This is a genomic window from Variovorax sp. OK212, assembly GCF_900112425.1.
GTDB lineage: Bacteria > Pseudomonadota > Gammaproteobacteria > Burkholderiales > Burkholderiaceae_C > Variovorax.
Window position 1 is genome coordinate 1 of the sequence record NZ_FOLP01000030.1, and the last position, 21,278, is coordinate 21,278.

At 65.1% G+C, this 21,278-nt stretch carries 21 protein-coding genes; 15 read left to right on the forward strand and 6 right to left on the reverse strand.

Translation table 11 applies throughout. The features are described from left to right. Positions 1–448 precede the first annotated feature (448 nt). The 5 genes from BM004_RS37390 to BM004_RS37415 all read left to right on the forward strand — a co-directional run bounded on the left by BM004_RS37390 (position 449) and on the right by BM004_RS37415 (position 4,569). Positions 449–778, forward strand: coding sequence for a hypothetical protein (locus tag BM004_RS37390; RefSeq protein WP_093221546.1), 330 nt, complete (start codon positions 449–451; stop codon positions 776–778). 105 nt (positions 779–883) lie between these two features. Further along, the gene (locus BM004_RS37395; RefSeq protein WP_093221548.1) at positions 884–1,321 is read left to right on the forward strand and encodes an Hsp20/alpha crystallin family protein; all 438 of its coding nucleotides are present in this window, start codon (positions 884–886) and stop codon (positions 1,319–1,321) included. A 27-nt stretch (positions 1,322–1,348) separates the two neighbouring features. Then, complete coding sequence (locus tag BM004_RS37400) at positions 1,349–1,756, forward strand: Hsp20/alpha crystallin family protein (RefSeq protein ID WP_093221551.1); 408 nt, start codon at positions 1,349–1,351, stop codon at positions 1,754–1,756. Between the two features lie 572 nt (positions 1,757–2,328). Continuing rightward, positions 2,329–2,622: a hypothetical protein gene (locus BM004_RS41085; RefSeq protein WP_143072644.1), complete on the forward strand. Its 294-nt coding sequence runs from the start codon at positions 2,329–2,331 to the stop codon at positions 2,620–2,622. Positions 2,623–3,864: 1,242 nt separating this feature from the next. Continuing rightward, a complete protein-coding gene (locus BM004_RS37415) occupies positions 3,865–4,569 on the forward strand; it encodes an H-NS histone family protein (RefSeq protein ID WP_093221556.1) in 705 nt (234 codons plus the stop codon). Between the two features lie 210 nt (positions 4,570–4,779). Here the strand turns inward: BM004_RS37415 and BM004_RS37420 are convergent, their stop codons facing one another. From BM004_RS37420 to imuA, 3 genes are read right to left on the reverse strand one after another with little or no spacing between them, the layout of a single operon-like run. Further along, positions 4,780–7,899: an error-prone DNA polymerase gene (locus BM004_RS37420; protein ID WP_093221559.1), complete on the reverse strand. Its 3,120-nt coding sequence runs from the start codon at positions 7,897–7,899 to the stop codon at positions 4,780–4,782. 10 nt (positions 7,900–7,909) lie between these two features. Further along, positions 7,910–9,277 (reverse strand): Y-family DNA polymerase, encoded by a 1,368-nt coding sequence (locus tag BM004_RS37425; protein WP_093133974.1) that lies wholly within the window; start codon positions 9,275–9,277, stop codon positions 7,910–7,912. Then, complete coding sequence (gene imuA, locus BM004_RS37430) at positions 9,219–9,965, reverse strand: translesion DNA synthesis-associated protein ImuA (RefSeq protein ID WP_256220246.1); 747 nt, start codon at positions 9,963–9,965, stop codon at positions 9,219–9,221. The genes BM004_RS37425 and imuA overlap by 59 nt, the downstream gene beginning before the upstream one ends. 258 nt (positions 9,966–10,223) lie before the next feature. Here imuA and BM004_RS37435 point away from each other — a divergent pair, with 258 nt between their 5' ends. The 3 genes from BM004_RS37435 to BM004_RS37445 all read left to right on the forward strand — a co-directional run bounded on the left by BM004_RS37435 (position 10,224) and on the right by BM004_RS37445 (position 11,962). Further along, positions 10,224–10,418 (forward strand): hypothetical protein, encoded by a 195-nt coding sequence (locus tag BM004_RS37435; protein ID WP_093133968.1) that lies wholly within the window; start codon positions 10,224–10,226, stop codon positions 10,416–10,418. Between the two features lie 175 nt (positions 10,419–10,593). Then, positions 10,594–11,517: an SOS response-associated peptidase family protein gene (locus BM004_RS37440; RefSeq protein WP_093133965.1), complete on the forward strand. Its 924-nt coding sequence runs from the start codon at positions 10,594–10,596 to the stop codon at positions 11,515–11,517. A 178-nt stretch (positions 11,518–11,695) separates the two neighbouring features. Further along, positions 11,696–11,962, forward strand: coding sequence for a hypothetical protein (locus BM004_RS37445; protein ID WP_093221563.1), 267 nt, complete (start codon positions 11,696–11,698; stop codon positions 11,960–11,962). A gap of 663 nt (positions 11,963–12,625) precedes the next feature. On the opposite strand, the gene BM004_RS37450 is transcribed toward BM004_RS37445, so the two are convergent. Both BM004_RS37450 and BM004_RS37455 read right to left on the reverse strand, forming a co-directional pair. Then, positions 12,626–13,246, reverse strand: a complete 621-nt coding sequence (locus tag BM004_RS37450; RefSeq protein WP_256220247.1) for a L,D-transpeptidase — start codon at positions 13,244–13,246, stop codon at positions 12,626–12,628. Between the two features lie 2 nt (positions 13,247–13,248). Next, positions 13,249–13,539: a proteophosphoglycan ppg4 gene (locus BM004_RS37455; protein ID WP_093221566.1), complete on the reverse strand. Its 291-nt coding sequence runs from the start codon at positions 13,537–13,539 to the stop codon at positions 13,249–13,251. A gap of 452 nt (positions 13,540–13,991) precedes the next feature. Here BM004_RS37455 and BM004_RS37460 point away from each other — a divergent pair, with 452 nt between their 5' ends. From BM004_RS37460 to BM004_RS37470, 3 genes are read left to right on the forward strand one after another with little or no spacing between them, the layout of a single operon-like run. Continuing rightward, positions 13,992–15,056 carry an SDR family oxidoreductase gene (locus BM004_RS37460; RefSeq protein WP_093221652.1) on the forward strand — a complete coding sequence of 355 codons (1,065 nt, stop codon included), beginning with the start codon at positions 13,992–13,994 and terminating at the stop codon, positions 15,054–15,056. Positions 15,057–15,105: 49 nt separating this feature from the next. Then, complete coding sequence (locus tag BM004_RS37465) at positions 15,106–15,903, forward strand: SDR family NAD(P)-dependent oxidoreductase (RefSeq protein WP_093221568.1); 798 nt, start codon at positions 15,106–15,108, stop codon at positions 15,901–15,903. Positions 15,904–15,929: 26 nt separating this feature from the next. After that, complete coding sequence (locus BM004_RS37470; RefSeq protein ID WP_093221570.1) at positions 15,930–16,430, forward strand: DUF421 domain-containing protein; 501 nt, start codon at positions 15,930–15,932, stop codon at positions 16,428–16,430. A gap of 67 nt (positions 16,431–16,497) precedes the next feature. Here BM004_RS37470 and BM004_RS41705 read toward each other — a convergent pair whose 3' ends face one another. Further along, positions 16,498–16,656, reverse strand: coding sequence for a hypothetical protein (locus tag BM004_RS41705; protein WP_177206755.1), 159 nt, complete (start codon positions 16,654–16,656; stop codon positions 16,498–16,500). A 331-nt stretch (positions 16,657–16,987) separates the two neighbouring features. Here BM004_RS41705 and BM004_RS37475 point away from each other — a divergent pair, with 331 nt between their 5' ends. The 4 genes from BM004_RS37475 (at position 16,988) to BM004_RS37490 (ending at position 21,208) form a co-directional block, all read left to right on the forward strand. Continuing rightward, on the forward strand, positions 16,988–17,611 hold the full coding sequence (locus tag BM004_RS37475) for a 2Fe-2S iron-sulfur cluster-binding protein (protein ID WP_093221655.1): 624 nt from the start codon (positions 16,988–16,990) through the stop codon (positions 17,609–17,611). After that, positions 17,608–18,591: an FAD binding domain-containing protein gene (locus tag BM004_RS37480; protein ID WP_093221573.1), complete on the forward strand. Its 984-nt coding sequence runs from the start codon at positions 17,608–17,610 to the stop codon at positions 18,589–18,591. Before BM004_RS37475 ends, BM004_RS37480 begins: the two co-directional genes overlap by 4 nt. A gap of 13 nt (positions 18,592–18,604) precedes the next feature. Then, positions 18,605–20,842: a xanthine dehydrogenase family protein molybdopterin-binding subunit gene (locus BM004_RS37485; protein ID WP_093221575.1), complete on the forward strand. Its 2,238-nt coding sequence runs from the start codon at positions 18,605–18,607 to the stop codon at positions 20,840–20,842. A gap of 111 nt (positions 20,843–20,953) precedes the next feature. Further along, entirely contained in the window at positions 20,954–21,208 is a 255-nt protein-coding gene (locus BM004_RS37490) for a DUF2934 domain-containing protein (protein ID WP_143072645.1), read from the forward strand. Positions 21,209–21,278 lie beyond the last annotated feature (70 nt).

Consider the following 21,278-nt stretch of genomic DNA (forward strand, 5'->3'; position numbering starts at 1 on the left):
GCCTCGGCCTGCTTGATGAAACCGATGATCTGCTCCTCGGTGTATCTGCTCTTTCTCATGTCCGTCATTCTCCAAGTTGACGGACTTCACTGCCACTACGCCGGTACGGCTCGGAGGGGGCAGGTCAAAACCGACCCTGCCCCCGTTTCCCGGCCATTCTTAAGTTGCGTCTTCCGGCTCGTGAGCGCCCTGCGCGGCGCCTTGGTGCTCTCATGCAGAACAAATTCCCTCTTGCTGTCCAGTTCAAGAGCACGGGAGGTCGCGCCTCGTCTTATGAACCTGAGCCGAGAGCTTTCAAGATCGGTTGAACAGTTGCGTACCTTTCCGCGAGAGTCCGCATTCCCGTCCTGCGGATGCGAAAAAAAGTGTTTCGTGTCCCTTGAAAGCTGTTTGGCAGCGCCTAGATTTTCACCGTCGGAAACTGGTCACCGCCAAAGGAGGTATTGAAATGACCATGAACTTGCTCAGGCAGATCGCCGGCTCTCGCTTACCACTGACTTACTATCGCACGGAGGACATCGACCAGGTCAGGATCCTTTGCGCCGCAGGCCTTGTGGTCGCCGTGGTGCCCTCGCCTTCTCAGTCCGCTTCGGGCTCGCGTTCTGCGGCCCAGGTGCTGGCCATCACCCAGAAGGGCCGCGAGGAACTTGCGAAGTTACACGGCGCCGGATCGCGCGCATCGCGATGGCGCTTCCGGATGCCTCGGATCAAGACCGCGGGATGGCAGCAGGCGTCCCGCCCGGGTGCCGACTCTCGCAAGTCCGCCCCCATGCAGTAGGGCCCATCGCCCCGGCAAGCGTGGCTTGCCCGCCCCCACCCGCCGTTGTATCAACCATGTGCCGTCTCGCTCGGCCGAGGCGTGCCTGCTCTCAGGAGATTTGCCATGTACCGTTCACTGTTCCCCCGCGACGTGCTCGCCGAGATCGATCGCCTGCAGCGCGACATGCGTCAGGCCGCAGATCTTTCGCCCAGCATCCGGGGGCTGCCGCGCGACGGCTTTCCCGCACTCAATGTGGGCAGCACCGAACGCGCGCTCGAGATCTACGCGTTTGCCCCCGGGGTAGATCCGGCGACGCTCGAGGTCACTCTCGAGCGCGGGCTGCTCACCATCGCCGGGGAGCGAAAAGGAGTCGTACCTCGTCAAGGCGACAAGGCCACGCTTCACATCAACGAACGTTTCGAAGGGACCTTCCGCCGGGTGATGACGCTGCCGGAGGACGCAGACCCGGACGGCGTGGATGCCAAGTTGAGCAACGGGCTGCTTCACATCACCGTTCAGCGGCGCGCGTCCGCCCAGCCGCGCCGCATCACCGTCCAGTAAACGTCGAAACACAAGGAAGGATAGATCATGAACAGCGACATTCAAGCAACCGGCCGCTCGGCTCGCCAGGACTCTGGCGTTTCCGACAACGCCCGCTACGAGGCATCCGCGCTCACGCCGCCAGTGGACGTGATCGAGGACATCAATGGCATCACCTTGTACGCGGACCTGCCCGGCGTGAGCCGCGAAGGACTGAACCTGCACGTGGAAGCCTCGACGCTGACCATTGACGCAGAATCGGCCCTGAAGGTCGCCGAAGGCTTGAAGATCAGCCATACCGAAGTGGCACTCGGCCGGTTCCGGCGCGTTTTCACACTCAGCAAGGAGTTGGACACCGAGAAGGTCACAGCCGAGTTGGACCAAGGCGTGCTGACGCTGCGCATACCGAAAGCATCCCACGCGCAGCCGCGCCGCATCGAAGTGAAAGCCGAATGAGAGCTGTTGCGGTGGGCGGCCTCTGACGGAAGACGAGGCCACCAGCCGAGGGACCGCAGCCTCTTTTTTCCCGCCATCGTTCCGCGTCATGACGAAGACCCGCCAGCGCTCGCTCGATCTACTGCCGCCTGATCGCCCCGCACGGCGGGGTTCGGGCGGTAAACGCACGGATCAGGGAACACGGAGAGTTCTGATCTTCGACTATCAGACTTGGCTATCTCTCACCAACGGTCTGGTCGAGAAAGTCAAATTCAGTGTCGAAGACACCCGAGCTCTCCCCGTGCGCGGAACTGTTCGCGAAAGAGCGTCACGCCTGTGATTTCCAAGGGCTCCTAAGCTCGAAGCGGGTAGGCGCGCTTATCCGACAGACAACGGCAGCTTCGCCTATTGACGAAATGCGCAGCAGCCGGTGTAGTGATCAACGCGAATACGCAGCGACATCGATCTCACCGGCCTTCGGCGCATCGTCACCCCACTAGCCGTTTACACCTCTTATGACTCAAACATCGTCCGAAGCTCTTCCATCAGCTCCATCGTCCATCAAGCCATTGACCGCATCGATACTTCGCGCGATGCTGACCCTCCCTTTGGGAGCTCAGGCAAAGGAGCTGGCCGCGCTGGTGCACTTCGATGTCGAACAGGTTCGTCGCACGCTGCGCGCCGCCAAAGCGCAGGGACTTGTCGACGTCGAGCCGAGCGATCGAACGGGTCCCGCGGAATGGTTTCTTTTGCCGGATGGCCGCGAGCGGCTTCGACAACACGAGTTGGAAAATCCGTCAGCGATTGCCCCCGTGGGTCGACGGTATCCACCCTCGTTGCCGAACGTGCCAAACAGTGTCTTCGCGCTCGGTGCTTTCGCGCAGTAACTCTGGTGCCCGGGTGACGGCTGTAAACGAGACGGCGTAAGACTCCTGGCGCGCGTCTCCCATGCGCAAATTGCTGTAGCACCTCGCACATGGGGCATTCCGCAGTGCGAGCATCGGCTGGGCAATAAATGCGTACGAAGGTGGAGTTGATCATGGAGGCGTAGGCGCCCTCGCAATCGAGCCGAGCGTGGGTGCAGTGCCAGTCGACGGTTTGCCGTTCGATGCGCTTCAATGCCTTCTTCAAAGTTGCTGCTGTCCATCCTGCGCGACATGGCCAGTGTGCGAGTGATCGCCTTTGCGGAGACGGCAACGACGCAGCGTCGCCCCTGGACGGACTGTGCGAATCATGGCAACTCGCCGAGGTTGACCTCTTCTTGCGCGAGGGCTCTGGCTTGGACGTGCTGCGCTCGATCCAGCGCCGCTTGCCACATCAACGCGTCGCCGTTCTGACGAATTACCCGTTCTCAGAGATGCGCGAACGCACGATGGGACTCGGCGCTGCCGCTCTTTTTCGACAAATCCACAGAGCTGGAGCCGTTCTTTAATTGGTGCAACCGGATTCGCATGGTGCATCCCGCGAGCGGCGCCGTCCATCGCATAACGCAGCTGCGCCTGCCGTCGAGGCCTGCCCGCTCTTTCCGGGTCGATGCTGCTTTCACTCATGATCCCGTTCAGATCAATTGGTATCGTTGACGACGCAGCATCGATTCCAGATCGCCAGCCGAGGCCGTGCGCCATTGCCGCCATGCTCGAACGTCGTGTCACTGGCCGCTCCTGTCACCCGTCCCCTCCGCCGCCGCCAGTCGAATGCCTCAGCGGCACTCTCCGCGCTGACGGAGGTGCTCAGCGCTTTACCCGTCGGACTGAGCCCTGCCTGATACGTCGCCGGTATTGCTACGAGCATCGCGCCGATGCCCAAGGCTGCCGTGGCTTGGACGGACGCGAACAAACAGACATGTTCACTTGAACACGTCGCCAAAGCGCACTGTCGTGTCGCGCGAGGAAGCGAAAAAACCCAGAGAAGTTAGCCATATGCACACAATTTCAACTGCGCAAAATCCGACCGCTGCAGAGCGTCTGAGGCACCGGAGAGATCTCGAAGTCGTGAGATTACGCTCCGTTGTTCGAAGCGTTGACGCCGCGCGACCCGTCCATCAGCTGATGACTTAATCCGCGACTTCGGAGTTCTTCAATGCAAAACAGCTATGCTGCGGCCATTATTCGTTCCACAGGATTCCCGATATGGCACAAACCCTCGCGCAAATCACCAAGCAGATCGAGAAGCTCCAGAAGGAGGCCGATGCGCTGCGCCAGACCGAACTGAAGGGGGTGATCGATCGCATCAGGGTGGCGATTTCTCATTACGGATTGACGCCAGACCAACTGGGTTTTGGCAAGCCGGTCGCCAAGAGCGCCAAGGCTTCAGCGAAACCCAGCGACAAGGCTGCCTTGCCGAAATTTGCCAATGGGAGCGGCCAGGTGTGGTCGGGGCGCGGTCCACGGCCCATGTGGCTGCGTGAGGCGCTCGCCGAGGGCCGTTCGCTGGATGAGTTCAGCGCAGATGCCCGAAAGCGCTCGTCGGCCGTCACCATCCAATCCCTGAAGGCAGATGCCGTCGCCGCGCCCAAGAAGTCGACCGCTGCGAAGGGCGCGAAGGGTGCGAAGCGGGCCAAGGCAGGCACCAGGGTGCCTGGTTCTGCTGTCACGGCAGTTCCCACGGCGTCCGGCGAAGCAGTGTCCACAGATGCAAGTCTGGCGAGCACGGCTGTATCGAAGGCCAATGGCCGAGTGACGACGCGTGCCACAAAGACAGCAGGCGCGAAGAAGGCGCCGGGCAAGCATGCGGTCGCGACCGCCGCCAAGGGCACATCGCGACCCAAGGGCAAACGTCTCAACACCGTTTCGGCCCCCGCCTCGGCACCAGCTTCGCCTGTCACTGCCGAATAATCCGGCGCAGCAATTCCCGAGATAAAGCTATTTCGGGGAAGCGCGCCATCTCTACGGCTTCTGTCGGGCTGCTGACCAGCCCCCGACATTCATCAAGCGCGACGCGGATCGCGGCAGTTGGGTCAGGTCGGTGCAATCAAATCGTTCCGACCGACGAGCTCTTCACTTCAGCGAATACCGTCCGTTGGCGCCGTATGCGCAAGCCCACGCTCATCTGAAATCCCTGCTCGCCGTTGCCGACGCCAGCCGTCCCAGCAACGGCGTCAAGTCTTCAAGCCGCGCGGCGATCAGGTTCTTCACGATGCCTTCGCGCTGCCAGGTGCCATGGACCACCATCAGTCGCGCACCCAGCAATTCCTGGCGCTGGACCTCCCGCAGACTCTTCCACACGATCACCTGCACGACGCCAGTCTCGTCCTCCAAGGACAGGAAGATCGTGCCCTTTGCCGTCTCCGGCTGCTGGCGCAGCGTCACGATGCCGCAGTGGCTCACCTGCTCGCCGTTCTCGATCGCTTCCAGGTCCTGCGCAGTCATCAGCCCCCGAAGCGTCAGGCGCTCGCGCAGCAAGGCCATCGGGTGCCGGCGCAAGGTCAGTCCGGTTGATGCGTAGTCGAACACGATCTCTTCGCCCTCCGGCGCTTCATCGAGCTCGAGGAAGTCTTCATCGACGGGCGCTTCGCGCAGTAGCCCTGGCGCCGCACGCAACCCCGCAGCTTCCCAGACCTGCTGGCGCCGGTGTCCCGACAGGCTCATCAACGCGTCGGCCGCCGCCAGCAGCTTCATCTCATGCAGCTCGAGCTGGGCACGCAGCGCCAGGTCTTCGGCACTGTCGAAGACATTCCGAGCACGCGCCTCGACGATGCGATCTGCCGAGGCGGCCTTGAGCCCGCCGATCATCCGCAGTCCCAGCCGCACCGCGGGTTCATGGTCCAGGTCTTCCAGCGTGCAGTCCACGTCGCTGTACATCACGTCCACCGGCCGCACGTCGACGCCGTGCCGCCGCGCATCCTGCACGAGCTGCGACGGTGAATAGAACCCCAGCGGCTGTGAGTTCAGCATCGCCGCCAGGAACTCAGCCGGGTGGTGGCATTTGATCCAGCAGCTCGCGTAGACCAGCAACGCAAACGACGCCGCATGGCTCTCGGGGAACCCGTATTCGCTGAAGCCCTTGATCTGCTCGAAGATCGCCTTGGCGAAGCTCTCCTCGTACCCGCGCGCGGTCATGCCGTCCACGATCCGCGAGTAGTAGTGCTCCAGCCCGCCCTTTCGCTTCCAGGCCGCCATCGATCTGCGCAGCCCGTCCGCCTCACCCGGCGTGAAGCCCGCGGCGAGGATGGAGATCTGCATCACCTGCTCCTGGAACACCGGCACGCCCAGCGTGCGCCCGAGCGCTTCCTTCAGCGCTTCGCTCGGGTAGATCACCGGCTCCTTGCCCTGGCGCCGGTTCAGGTACGGGTGAACCATGCCGCCTTGGATGGGCCCAGGCCGCACGATGGCCACCTCGATGACCAGGTCGTAGAAGCAGCGCGGCTTCAAACGCGGTAGCATGCTCATCTGCGCCCGGCTTTCGATCTGGAAGACGCCGACGGTGTCGGCCTTGCAGATCATGTCGTAGGTGGTGCTGTCCTCTGGCGGAATGTCCTGCATGCCGAAGACACAGCCCTTGCGCAGGCCGATGAAGTCCAGCGCCTTGCGGATGGCGGTGAGCATGCCCAACGCCAGGCAGTCCACCTTCAGCAGGCCGAGCGCATCAAGGTCGTCCTTGTCCCATTCGATGACCGTGCGATCGGGCATCGACGCGTTCTCGATGGGGACCATGCGGCACAGCGGGCCCTTGGTCAGCACGAAGCCACCCGTGTGCTGGCTCAGGTGGCGCGGAAACCCGATCAGCTGTCCGGTGAGGTGCATGAGCTGCTGGACCTGCAGCGACTCCATCGACAACCCGATCTCCTGCAGCCGTTCCGGCCGCGCCTCGCGCCCGTCCCACCACTGGTGCCCCTTGGCGATCGCGTCGACCGTCTCGAGCGACATTCCCAGGGCCTTGCCCACGTCCCGTATCGCGCTTTTCGGCCGGTAGCTGATCACGACCCCGGTGATGGCGGCTCGATCCCGTCCGTACTTGGCATAGAGGTACTGCAGCACCTCTTCGCGCCGCTCGTGCTCGAAATCGATGTCGATGTCCGGCGGCTCGTTGCGCTCCTTGGAGATGAAGCGCTCGAACAGCACGCTCATGCGCGCGGGGTCCACCTCGGTGACGCCGGTGCAGTAGCAGACCACGCTGTTCGCAGCGCTCCCGCGGCCCTGGCAAAGGATGTGCCGCGAGCGCGCGAACATGACGATGTCGGCGACGGTCAGGAAGTAGTGCTCGTACTTCAGCTCGGCGATGAGCACGAGCTCGTGTTCGATCTGCGTTTGCACCTTGGCAGGGATGCCGTCGGGCCAGCGGCGCCCTGCCCCTTCGTAGGTGATGCGCCGCAGGTAGCCGGCCGGCGTCTCGCCGTCGGGCACGACCTCGTCGGGGTACTGGTAGCGCAACTCTTCAAGACTGAAGCTGCAACGTGCAGCCACCTTGAGCGTTTCTGCGAGGAGATCCGGTGCGTACGTCTGCGCAAGCCGCAGCCGGGTGCGCAAATGCCGCTCTGCATTGGGCTGAAGTTCGAGCCCGCACTCGGTCAGCGGCTGGCCCAGGCGCGTCGCCGTCATCACGTCCTGCAGCGGCTTGCGCGAGCGCACATGGAAATGCACGTCGCCGGCGGCGACCAACGGGATCGCGGTGTCGGCGCTGATTTCGCCCAGGCGGTGCAGCCACATCTCGTCGTCGAGCACGCGCAGCTTCTCCACGGCGAACCAGCTGCGCCCCATGAAATGCCTCAGGAGCCAGCGGCCCAGCCAGCGCAACTGCGCCGGCGTGCACATGCGCTTGGGCGACGCCAGCACCACGCAGTTCTCGAGTTCGCGGCCCCGGATGTCCGCAAGCGGCAGCCGGTACGTGCCCTTCTCGGAAGCGCGGCGCAGCTTGGTGATGAACTCGCAGAGGTTGCCGTAGCCTTCCAGGTTGCAGGCGAGCACCGTGAGCGTGAACGGGGTCTCATCCCGTTCGATCTCCTCGGGTTCGACGAGGAACTGGCTGCCGATGAGCAACTTGAGTTCGTGCTCCTTTGCGGCCACGTGGGCGCGCACCACGCCCGCCAAGCTGCACTCGTCGGTGATGGCCAGTGCGGTATAGCCGAGCTGCTTCGCGCGTTCGACGAGCTCCTCCGGCTGGCTGGCGCCGCGCAGGAAGCTGAAGTTGCTCACGCACCTCAGTTCGGCGTAGTCGGGCAGTTCCATGCGCACTCACTCAGGCGAAGGTGCCGTGCAGGAACCACGCCGTCTCTTCCTTGGCCAGGCGCATCTGGAAGATCCACAGCACGCCCGCGTGTTCGCTCACGGCCACCCAGTAGTCGCGGGCGCTGTGCCGGGTGGTTTCCTGTGCGGGTCGACCTTCGCCCCCTTCGCCTGCTTCGCCTGCTGCGATTTGCGTGGTGCGGTCCCACCAGCCGCCTTCAACCCGGTGCGGGCCCGCGAGCAGCTGCAGCACGCCCTGATACAGCGGCCGATTGTTCTGCGTCGCCAGGCGCAGCGGTTTCGGCAGGATGAAGGTGGGCTGGGGCACGTCGACCATGCAGCGCTTCGCGCGCGGCGCCGGCTCGGGTGCCGGTCGCCAGCGGCACATCCATTCCATCCGGTGGTCCTCGAGGACCACGGGACGCAGCACGCGGTCTGGCCCGAGGCGCGCGGCGATGCGCTCGAGCACCAGGGCCAGGCTTTCGCCCGACTGCCGTGCCTCGGGCAGCATCGAGAAACTCTTCTCCTCCAGTGGCTGCACTTCGGTGGCCAGCAACTCCAGATCGCCCACCGGTGCCAGCAGCTCGACCTTGTCGAGGTGCTCGGCCAGCAGCCGGATCAGGTGTTCCGTGTCGCGCGTGGCCTGCGCGGTGCGCACGGTGAGCTCGCCGCCGTCGCCGGCGGTCTTCGAGCGCATCGCGTCATGGCACCAGCGCAGCGTGAACGCGGTCACGCCCGAGCGCCGGGCCATGAGCCAGCCGGCCATCTGCAGCACCAGACGACGTGCACCGAACAGCATGGCGGGTGCATGCTCGACGCGTGCCATGAGTTCCAGCTTGGCGTGGAAGGTCTCGGGCAGCTGCGCCCACGGGTAGGTCTCGGGGCGCAGGCCGTAGGCCTGGTCCAGCGTCGCCAGCAGCTGCGCATCGAACCGCCGGCTCAAACCTCCCCGCGGCAATGCTCGCACCTGGCCCAACGTCCGGCAGCCCAGCCGGGCCAGCGTCGCCTGGTGCGCGGCGACTTGCGTCAGCGTTTCGAGCGGCAGCGCATCGAGGAGCTGCGCGAGCGGCTTGGCAAATCCATTGGACGCTCCCGCCCGGGCGACGGCCAGCGCGGCCAGGCTCGTCGGCGCCCAGCTCAGCTGCCGCACGCCGAGATCCGTGCACTCCTCGCGCACGCGTTCGACCAGGCGGCGCTTGCCGCCGAACAGGCGCAGGCTCTGCTCGATCTCCATGACGACCGCCGGGCACTGCAGGAGCGCTTCGAGAACAGCGACGCGGGGTGTGAACTGAAGACACCACGTCGCGAGCCCGTCGAGCGCCTCAGTGCGCGGCTGCGGGTCGTCCGGAAGGCTGTCGGGAAGAAGGGCTGCCCACAGCATGGGAGAGCTCTCTGGAAAGATCTTGCGATTTGCGGGCCGCGATCAGGCGGCTCGGGTAGCGAAGGCGCGGCGTCAGGACCGCCTCCAGACCGCCAGGGATGGAGGGCAAGCGCAGCTCGCCTTCGTGCGGCGGGCCCTTGCGCTTGAGCAGGTGGACGTGCAGCTCCCAGTCGACGCCCAGGCGGGCCTGAAGGCGCAGCGGCGCGGCCGAGGCTTCATGTGCGGCAGCCGCCGGCCGGCACAGGATGACGGGGCCGTCGCAGCTCTGGGCGCAGACCTGCAAGCGACGGATCTGCTCCTGGCGGGCCTGTGGCAGCCAACTGACGAGCATGCCCGCGGCGTTGGCCTTGATGAGCTGCTCGGTCGCCCACAGGCGCTCCACTGGCTTGTCCGCGTTGATCCACACCAGTTGGCGCTCATCGAGGCCGAGGTGACGCAGGCCAGGCAGATGCGGGGCCTTCGGCGGGCCGACAACAACAATCTGTTTGCCCTGGGCGACCAATTCGCGCATCGCGGGCGCAAGCAGCCGCCACTCGAGTACCGAAGGCTGGACCTGCAAAACCTCCGTCAGCGACTGGCACGGCCAGCCGTTTCCGGGCAGTTCGGCATCCAAGGCCTCGAAGCCGGTGCCGAGCGTGGTCGTGACGGGCGAGCCGAGCGCGTCGCCGCGCCAGATCGCCGATTCCACGGCGTGCGGGAGCGGGACAGGCCAGCGGTGCGGCCCGGTGGGCGGCGGGGGGGATTGGGGGGACGGTGGCGTGTTTTCGCCATCAGCCCATGACAGGGAGATGGCCATTTCGGCTCCAATTACTGTATGGATGTACAGTATCTCTGTGCCTTCGGGCTTGAGCAAGAAGGTTTACAAATTTTCGTCCGCTGCCGGGCTCTGGGCGGCTCACGCTCTAACAAGAGCCCATCAGTCAGCGGCCCCGCACACGACACCGCCATGGATCACGACATACCCACCGACATCTGGATTTTTTACTGCGCACGGCGGTTGAAGATGCACTGGCGCACGGTCGATCCTGTGCAACTCGAGGAGTTGGCCGCGGACCTTGCCCGGGAGCCGCAACTTCGTCAGCTGTCACCGCAGGCTGCGGCGGCACAGTGGCTGGAGCCCATTCTGATATCGCGCGAGTAGCCCCAATTCGGGAGACACGCCGCCGTCGCCCTACGCAAACCTGGGAGCTTCAACCATCTTCAAACTGATTTATAAGTCGCTTTCGATACACGCGTTTTTTGCGAAGCCTGAAGACTCGAGGTTCTAGAGAACTGTTTGCCCGCCACCGTGGGCATCTCATCACGGGAGTTGTCGCATGTGCTATTCCGCCCAGATCCGAGCCGACTACAAACGGTTCTTCCGCTTGTTCGGCGGTGTGCTCACCTTGCGCGCCTTTGCCGAGCTCTACTACGAGCGTCAGGGCAACCCGAAGATCAAGATCCCCAAGGCGATGGACGCGGCCTTCGAGACTCCAGAGAACGAAGAGGAGCGCGAGATCAAGGGGCTGATCGACGCCTTCAATACTGAGCAGGCCCTGAAGCTCGAGCAAGACATCTTTGCGCAGCGCAGGCGCCTGGCCGATGCCGAACGTAAGCTTCAGGTCAAGACCACGAAGAAGGCCACCGACGACGTCCGAATCGCCACGGCCAAAGTCGAATGGGGGTTGGGAAAGCTGGCAGACCTCAGACGCACGCAGCCCGAGCCGCGCGACGCGAGGATCTTTCCGGGCGTGTATGCGCCCGTGATGATCTGGGAGAACGGGCATCGTGTGGTCAAGCCGATGCGCTACCACTGCCGACCGGCCGGCAAGCCTGAGAAATTCGATGTCCTCTACCCGGGCACCTACAACGCTCGGCGCGACAACCTGGAAGGCTTCTGGCGGGGCCAGTTCGGCGTGACGCATGGGATCCTCGTGATCAATGCTTTCTACGAGCATGTCGACCGCGATGGCAAGGACACCATCCTCGAGTTCATGCCAAGGCCCGCGCAGGACATGTGGCTCGCGTGCCTGTGGTCCAGATGGACCGCGCCTGGCCAGCCCGACCTGCTCTCGTTCGCCCTCATCATGGACGAGCCGCCGGACGAAATTCGCGCAGCCGGGCATGACCGCTGCCCCATTCCGCTCAAGCCCGAAAACATCGACGCGTGGTTGAGGCCGGACATGGGAAATCCGGACGTGCAGTACGCTCTCCTCGATGACCGCGCGCGACCGTACTACGAGCACCGGCTCGCAGCTTGACCGCACCTCTTTGCGATGGGCAGTTTCGGTGGCCCTTTCTCACCCCTGCCAGCAGCACCCGCCGCACCAGCGACCACAGCAGAGCCCGCGCCCGCCGCGCCCACCTACAACTTGGGCGGCAGCGTCACCGGTCTGATCGGCGCCGGACTGGTGCTGCAAAAACAACGCCGGTGACGACTTGGCCATCGCGGCCAACGGCAGCTTCAGCTCCGCGCCCCCCAGCGTCGCGAACTACGCGGTCACGGTCAAGAACCAGGCCGAGATCCCAACCTGGGCCTGCACCGCCAGCAACGGCGCTGGCACGGTTGCCAACGGGGCCGTCGCCAACGAGGCCGTGGCCAACGTGCGGCGACCTGTGCCGCCCGCAGCCCACTTTGCCTATTCGCAAGATTACGTCGGAAACCCCCTGCTGGCCTACACCATCGATCCAGCACCGGCGCCTTGAGCCCGAGGGCCACGCCGCCTGGCGTCGCGGGACAACCCAACAGTCCGTGGTCTTGTCCAAGTAGTCGTCAGCCGTGAGAAGTCGAACGCCTGCGCTTTCGGAAAAACTGTGCTCAGTCGCTGAACGGTTGCTGTTGGCCGGTCCGGCCAGACGCCATAGTCGCACGTGCGTGGCGAAGTCGAACAGTCGATGCAACACACTAAGAGACTGCGTAGGCAAAAGTGTTGCGACTAAATACGTTCGCCGGTGTGTCGCCTCATCCGTGAGGACGACGAGGGACTGCCCTTGCTCACTGTATAGCTGCGCCGGGTGGACGCCTGACAGCGTCGTTGCCGGCGGGTTTCGGGATGCCAAGCAAGGGGCGCAGGAGGAACACTGCGCGCGGCAGCGCGAGTCGTGCTGTGGATGACTCTTGGCCGCTTCGATCTTGGGCCAATCGAAATGATTAACTGTCCGACGTCCACGCTTACCCAAACGACATGGATTGCGCGCCGCCCAAGTCCACAGAAGTGGCATTCATGACCTCGGCTACGAGCTACAAAGCGAGGAATTCGACGAGTCGGCCTCCTCGATTGAGGGCAAACAGGCATGCACGAACGCGCCTAGAACCGATCCTGTTGATGGCACGCTGAAGTTGGATTTCCTACGCTGGTTCGCAGTTCTTTACTCCTGTCGAGCGAACGACAGATATTTTGCAACGGGCGAGTTTTCCGGCAGCACATAGACAACGCCTGGTACGTTGCCGAACACCGGCTTCACGTACGCATCGTAGAAGTCGGCGGGCACGTTGATGCAACCGTAGGAGATACGGTTGTCCAATGCCGACGGACTGGCCAATCGCTCGAGCCGCCGCTCGGACTTCTTTGTGGCCCGGACCCTGTGCATCGAAACAGCGGCGTCGTAATCGATCCAGACGATGTCTTCCCCTCCGGTATTGATACCGGGCTCTGTCACGAATCGACCCGCCGGTGTGGTCCGTTCCGTGGGCCGAATTTGAGCCATCGGACGCGTGCCGATCCCTTTCACCGAATCATCTCCGTGCGCCAACCCGAGGAGCACGGGCGAAGACGCCTGCAACTGTCCCATCGCATCGAACAGGTACAGACGGGCCCTGGTCTTGTCGACGATGGCGAAGCCTGCGCCCTTGTTGTCCCGCGACTCGACTGCGTCGCGCGCAACCCGCCGCGCGAGGTGATCCGAGTCAGAGGCGGAAGGACGCTGCGCCCAACTGCACACGGGCGCAAGCATCAATACCGCGACCAAATATCCGGCGTACCGAACCACGATCAGTTGCGATCCGTTCGCGCCGGCCGCATGGGACGGGTTGTGTTCGATGCCGCCATCGACGTGTCGTTGCTGCTACCGGTGTTCATGCTTGGCGCGGCAGGCGCAGTACCGCCGGCCGTGTTGTTCTGCGGCGTGGTTCCAGTGGTGCCCATCGGGCCGCCAGCGGGGCTTTGTTGCCCGGCAGCGGTTGCGGGATTGGCCGGGGCAGTGGTCGGCGGATTGCCTTGGGCGAAGGCCGCGCTGGCGATTGCAAGTGTGCCGGCGGCAAGAAGCAGTGAATGGTGTTTCATGAGCGAGTCTCCAGTTGGTTGGGAACATGCGCCGATCCGGGGACCGACGAGTGCAGACTAGGCAGCGCCATGTCACCGCAAGTCAGTGCTCAACCGACCCCCATGTAGGAGGCCGCGATGCGGGCGGGACACCTCTTGAAAACGTACCCGATGGGGCGGCAAACAGAGCTTGGCTCGGTGGGCAAAATCGCACCCCGGTGGATCGCGAACTGAACGCGTAGCTTTAACAGTTCGTATCCGGTGCACTTCGCGTGCGTCGCCGCCACCCGCGTCTTGGAGCAAAAAGCGGCGCTTGCCTACACGAGGTCGCATTCGGCGAGTGATGCTCGAATCACCGGAGAAGCCGTGGTCACGAAGAAGCGTTGACCACGCCGCGCCGACACAGGCGGATCCATCTGGCAAGCGATACATCCGAACGACACCTCCAGCCGACACCTCCAGTCGTGACCACCATGCAGCCTCAAGACGCAACGCCATCGCCGCTCGACACCGGGGAACCGGCCGAGGCCGATGCCACCTTTACCGCCAACGCACGCGAGGGTGTCTCCCGCAATGTGGTTCTGACCGGCGCCTCCAGCGGCATTGGCCGTGCCACGGCGTTGGCATTCGCCGCGCAGGGCGCTTCGCTCGTCCTTGCATCGCGTCATCGCGAAAACCTGCAGGCGGTGGCGCAGGCCTGCGAAGAAGCTGGAGGGCGGGCCATGGTCGTTCCCACCGACGTGACCGACGCCGGTGCCGTCCAAGCCCTTGCCGATGCCGCCGTCTCACATCTCGGGCATGTGGACCTGTGGATCAACAACGTCGGTGTCGGTGCAGTCGGCCTGTTCGACGAAACGCCGATGGAAGCCCATCGCCGCGTGATCGAGGCGAACCTGCTCGGCCACATGAACGGCGCCTACGCGATCCTGCCGCACTTCAAGTCGCGCGGGCATGGCACGCTGGTCAACATGATTTCGCTGGGCGGCTGGGTGCCAGCGCCTTACGCCACCGCCTATACGGCCAGCAAATTCGGCCTGCGCGGCTTCTCGGAATCGCTGCGCGCCGAACTCGCTGACCAGCCCGAAATTCACGTGTGCGAGGTATACCCGACCTTCGTCGACACCCCCGGCATGTCGCACGGCGCAAACTACAGCGGCGGGCAACTGCGACCGCCTCCGCCCGTGGTCGATCCGCGCACCGTGGCCAGTGCGCTCGTGTCGCTCGCCACCCGTCCACGCGCCAGCACCTACATCGGCGCGCCCGCGCGGCCGGGCATCCTGGCCCACGCACTGGCACCAAACCTCGTGGTGCGCACCATGAAATGGCTCACTGACAAGTCGCTGCAGCGCGCCCGGCCGGCGGCACGCTCTGACGGCAACCTGTTCGAGCCCTCTCGCGGCACCGCCATCGACGGCGGGTTCCGATCCACCTCGGCGATCAATCCCGCCGCTGTGGCAATCGGTGCGGCAGCGGCCGGCCTCGGCGCACTCGCGCTGGCCGGTGCCTGGGCAAGGCGGCGCCAGCGTCGTGGCGCGTGAAACCCTGCCGTTCACCTCACCTCACCTCACCTCACAAAGGAGCTTCGATATGTCTTCGCGCGAATCGAACAAAGGTTCTTTTGCCATCGTGACCGGAGCTTCTTCGGGCATCGGTCTCGAGTTGGCGCGCTGCTGCGCGGCGTCGGGCTTCGATCTTCTGATTGCGGCGGACGAGCCGGAGATCGAGGCCGCAGCCCAGGTGTTGCGCCGTGAGAACGTGCGAGTCAAAGCGCTCCAGGTCGACCTGTCGACAATGGAAGGTGTGGACCGCCTGCACGCTGCCGCGGACGGGCGGCCTGTCGACGCACTACTGGCCAATGCCGGACGCGGACTGGGCCACGCCTTTCTCGACGAAGACTTCTCGCAGGCCAGGCTGGTGCTCGATACCAACGTCACCGGCACCCTGTATCTGCTGCACAAGGTCGCCGGCCAGATGCGGGCGCGCGACCGCGGCCGTATCCTCATCACCGGTTCGATTGCCGGTTTCATCCCGGGCTCGTTCCAGGCGGTCTACAACGGCACGAAGGCGTTCATCGACTCGTTCTCCTTTGCCTTGCGCAACGAGCTGAAGGAAAGCAACGTCACCGTGACCTGCCTGATGCCCGGCCCTACCGACACCGAGTTCTTCGAGCGGGCCGACATGCTCGACACCAAGGTGGGCCAGGGCAAGAAGGCCGACCCCGCCAAGGTCGCGAAGATCGGCTTCGAGGCCATGCTCGACGGGCAAGGCGACGTGGTCGCCGGGTGGAAGAACAAGTTGCAGGCCGCACTGGCGAACATCACGCCGTCGTCGATCCTGGCAGAGCAGCACCGCAAGATGGCGGAACCGGGGACTGCGGATTCCTGAGTGCAGCCAAGCCAGCCGGAAGTCGCATGCACCGGGCCGAGGAATTCACCGAATGGTTGTTCGGGCAGGGACCGCAGCTCGAACCTTGGCAGATGGCTGCACGGGCCATCGCTGTGTTCTTCATTGCGCTGGCGCTGATACGCGCTTCAGGGCGTCGTTCGTTCGGACAGCACAGTCCTTTCGATGCATGCATCACGGTGCTCCTGGGCGCCGTGCTCAGTCGTGCGGTGGTCGGCGCCTCGCCATTCTGGAGCACGATGGCCGCTGGCGCGGCGCTGGTCCTGGTGCACCGCGCCCTGGCACTGGGAAGCAGCCGCTGGCCACGCCTGGAAGACTTCGTCAACGGCCGCGAGATCGTCCTCGTGCGGGACGGCCATGTCAACGAGGGCGCCATGCGGCGTGCCCTTGTCTCGCGAAGCAATCTTGAGGAGGCGATGCGCCAACAGCTTGGCAATGCCGACCTCGACAAGGTGGCTTGCGCCGTCCTCGAGCGCGACGGCAAACTCACCGTGGTGAAGCGGGATTGAGCAGTGCTTTGCCTGCCGTCTCCGGTCAAGATCGCGTTGTCCGCGCGGCCGCAAAGCGAAACAACGATCAGATTCTCCTGGCGGACTCGGCGCGACCGGCGGCGAGAAATGCGGGAACATCCTGCAGGCTCCAGCTGCCATCGCCCCCGAATTGCAGCACATGGGTGTGAAACGGCACCACAGCCGCGCGATGCGCGATGCTGATGAGCGTCACGCCTTCGCGCATGTCCACTCGTGCTCCACGCAAGCCAACGTAGGACTTCGCCCGCCCCACCCGCGTCCTGGGCATGACGGCGCGCCGGACCGGCGGGCCAGTAGACAGCCGCAGGCACTCTTGCGCGCCATCAGCGTCGGCTGGTGCCTACATGACGACAGCGCCAACGCGCCATGTCGCCACCGCACGCTGTTCCTAGGATTTCCGCAGCGCTTCATGCGCCCGGAGACCCCACATGAAATTCGAACATTCCATCGCTGTTGTGCAAGACGGTGGCGGCGCCCGCCTGACCCGCCGCGCCGCCTTCCAGTCCGGTGCTGCGCTCCTCGGGGCAGGCAGCTGCATGGCAACGGCCAATGCGCAAAGTGGGTCCGCACCCGCTGTCTCATCTTCCGTGCCTGCAGCCGAACCGCCGCCTCAGCGCATGCAGGTGCAGCTGCAGGTGAACGGGCGATCCCACCGGCTCGAGGTCGACACCCGCACCACCCTGCTCGATGCGCTGCGCGAGAACCTGCGCATGACCGGGTCCAAGAAGGGCTGCGACCATGGCCAGTGCGGCGCCTGCACGGTGCTCGTGGAAGGCCGGCGCACCAACGCCTGCCTCACGCTGGCGGTGATGCACGACGGCCAGTCGGTCACCACCATCGAGGGCCTGGCGCAGGGCGACACGCTGCACCCGTTGCAGCAGGCCTTCCTCGACCGTGACGGCTTCCAGTGCGGCTACTGCACTCCGGGCCAAATCTGCTCGGCCGCGGGCATGCTGGCCGAAGCCAGGGCAGGCATGCCCAGCCATGTCACGCGCGACCTGGGCGCCAACGTGACGCTCGGCGAGGCAGAGATCCGCGAGCGCATGAGCGGCAACATCTGCCGCTGCAGTGCGTATCCCAACATCGTGGCGGCCATCAAGGACGTGGCCGATGTATCGGGAATATCCGGGAAACCGGGAACATCGGGAGCGCGCTCATGAAAGCCTTCAGCTACGAGCGTGCCAGCTCGCCCGAAGCAGCGGCCTCCGCCTGCGCGCGTCCCGGTGCACGCGCCATTGCAGGCGGTACCAACCTGCTCGACCTGATGAAGCTGCAGATCGAGTCGCCCGTGCACCTGGTCGACATCAACCGCCTGGGGCTGGACACCATCGACGCCACCGTCGACGGCGGCCTGCGCATCGGCGCCATGGTGCGCAATGCCGACCTGGCCGCCGACGCCCGCGTGCGCAAGAACTACGCGGTGCTCAGCCGCGCGCTGCTCGCTGGCGCCTCGGGCCAGTTGCGCAACAAGGCCACCACCGGCGGCAACCTGCTGCAGCGCACGCGCTGCGTCTACTTCTACGACACCGCGCGCGCGTGCAACAAGCGCCAGCCGGGCTCGGGCTGCGCCGCGCTGCAGGGCTACAACCGCATGCATGCGGTGCTCGGCGCCAGCGACCAATGCATTGCCACGCACCCCTCCGACATGGCGGTGGCCATGCGCGTGCTCGATGCGTCGGTGGAAACGGTGATGCCCAGCGGCACGCGGCGCGTGATTCCCATTGCCGACTTTCATCGCCTGCCCGGCAATACGCCGCAGCTGGAGACCAACCTGCAACCCGGCGAGCTGATCACCGGCGTCACGCTGCCGCCGCCCGTACCCGGGCAGCACGTGTACCGCAAGGTGCGTGACCGCGCTTCCTACGCCTTCGCGCTGGTCTCGGTAGCAGCCATCGTGGACGCCGGGGGTGGTCGCATCCGCTCGGCGCGCATGGCCTTCGGTGGGCTGGCGCACAAGCCCTGGCGCGTGGAGGCGGCCGAGGCGCGGTTGGCGAACACCGTGCTCGACGAGGCCGCCGTCGATGCCGCGGCCGACGGGGTGCTCTCCGGCGCCCGCGGTTACGGCCACAACGATTTCAAGCTCCCGCTCGTGCGCCGCACGCTGCAGGCGACCATCACCGAAGCCGTGCGCGCGGCCTGAAGGAGAACGCACCATGGAAATGAACGCTCCCTCGACGCGCAACCCCATAGACGACAACCGCACCGGCCTGATCGGCAAGCCCATCGACCGCGTGGACGGCCGCCTCAAAGTGACGGGCAAGGCGCCCTACGCCTATGAAGTGCAGGAGGCGCCGGGAAAGCCGGCCTACGGGTTCATCGTCGAGGCCACCATCGCCAAGGGCACGGTGGCCGACATCGACGCCTCGGCCGCCGAAAAGGCGCCCGGCGTGCTGCTGGTCATGACGCACCGCAACGCGCCGAAGCAGGCGCCGTGGGGGCCCATCGACGCCAAGGACCGCTTCGCGCGATCGTCCCCGCAGCTGGCGAGCGACAAGGTGCGCTATTACGGCGAGGCAGTGGCCTATGTGGTGGCCGAAAGCTTCGAGGCCGCACGCTCAGCCGCCGCGCTGGTCCGCATCCGCTACGAAGCCGCGCCCGGCGACTACGACATGGCGGCCGCGCAGGCCAAGGCCGAAAAGCCGAAGGACGACGAGATGCAGAAGGCAGACAGCCGCATCGGCGACTTCGAAACGGCCTTTGCGGGTGCGCCCGTGCAGATCGATGCGACGTACACCACGCCGCACCACATCCACGCGCAGATGGAGCCGCACGCCACGCTGGCCTGGTGGACCGGCGACAGTGTCACAGTGCACTGCGCCTCGCAACTTCTGGAGAGCGCGCAGAACGCGGTGGCCAACACGCTGCAGCTTTCACCCTCGAAGGTGCGCATCGTGAGCCGTTACATCGGCGGCGGCTTCGGCGGCAAGCTGCCGGTGTACGGCGACGTGATGCTCTCGGCCATGGCCGCGCGGCAGCTGAAGCGGCCCGTGAAGACGGCGCTCACGCGCCAGCAGATGTTCCACTTCACCACGCACCGCAGCCAGACCATTCAGCGGCTGCGCCTAGGCGCCACGCGCGACGGCCGGCTCACCGCCATCGGCCACGACTCGCTGTCGCACAGCGCGCGCTTCGACGACTTCTACGAGACCGCCAGCACCCAGACACGCTCGCTCTATGCCGCCCTCAACCGGCTGACCACGCACCGCTCGGTGAAGCTCGACCTGCCCATCTCCGATTCCACCCGTGCGCCGGGCGAAGCCGTCGGCATGCTCGCACTCGAACAGGCCATGGATGAGCTGGCCGAAAAGCTCGGCCTCGACCCCATCGAGCTGCGACGGCGCAACGAGCCCACCACGGACCCGGAGAAGAACATTCCCTTTTCCACCCGCCAACTGCTTCGCTGCATGGACGAAGGCGCCGAACGCTTCGGCTGGAGGCGCCGCAGCGCCACCCCCGGCTCCTTGCGCGAGGGCCGATGGCAGATCGGCCTGGGCATGGCAGCGGCCACGCGCAGCAATTTGCTCATGGACGCCAAGTGCGCGGTGGCGCTCGACCGCCAGGGCGTGCTCACGGCGCGCATGTCGATGACCGACATCGGCACCGGAAGCTACACCGTCTTCACCCAGATTGCGGCGGAGATGCTGGGCCTGCCGGTCGACCGGGTGCGCATCGAACTCGGCGACAGCGACTTTCCTGAAACGCCCGGCTCGGGCGGCTCGTGGGGAGCCGCCAGCGCGGGCTCTGCCCTGTTCGACGCCTGCACCAACCTGCGCGGCCAACTCGCGCGCCGCCTGGGCGCGAAGCCCGACGACGTCGTGTTCGCCGACGGCCGCGTCACGGCCGGTGCGCACTCCGAATCGATCGGTGTGCTCGCTGGCACCATCGGCCTGCGCGCGGAAGGTCAGATCAAGAAGGGCGACATGGCGAAGAAGTTTTCGCAGCAGGCCTACGGCGCGCACTTCGCCGAAGTGGCGGTCGACATGGACACCGGCGAGATCCGCCTGCGCCGCATGCTCGGCGTGTTCGCCGCGGGGCGCATCCTGAACATGAAGACGGCCACCAGCCAAGCCACCGGCGCCATGATCTGGGGCGTGGGCTCTGCGCTCTTCGAAGACGCGGTGGTCGACACCCGCTTCGGCGCGTTCGTCAACCACGATCTGGCCGAATACCACGTGCCCTCGCATGCCGACATTCCTGCGATCGAAGCCGTGTTTCTCGAGGAGGTCGACGACAAAACCAACCCGCTGAAGATCAAAGGCGTGGGCGAATTGGGCATCTGCGGTGCGGGTGCTGCCGTGGCCAACGCGGTCTACAACGCGACGGGCGTGCGCATTCGCGACTACCCGCTCACGCTCGACAAGGTGCTCGGGTTGCAGGCGCGCCAAGGCTGAGCCAGGCAGCGAACACCCGCGCAATTTCGCAGGGTGAACGTTTCCAGTTCGGCTCGAGTGCAGCTGGATTTGCTCTACAGGTGACAGGTGTCTCAAGCAAAGGAGTCGACCATGGCAAGAATGATGGGTTCGTTCGAAACGGAGTCAATTGCGGCTCCCCAGTTGCCTGATTCAGTGGAACTGGAGATGCCGCAAACCTATCGAGCCCGGCTGATCCGGCAGCGCGCCTACGAACTCGCCGAGCGCCGTGAATTTCTGGGGCACAACCAGCTCGAGGAATGGCTGCAAGCGGAACGCGAGGTGGACGCGCTGCTCTCGAGTCAACCTCCGGGATCCAACGGCCTCGACCCCCGGCCAAGCCTGTGAATCCCGTGCAAGTTGCCGGCCCTGGGCCGCTTTCGACAGAACAGGTCAGGGGCCGCCACGACGCGGCGGC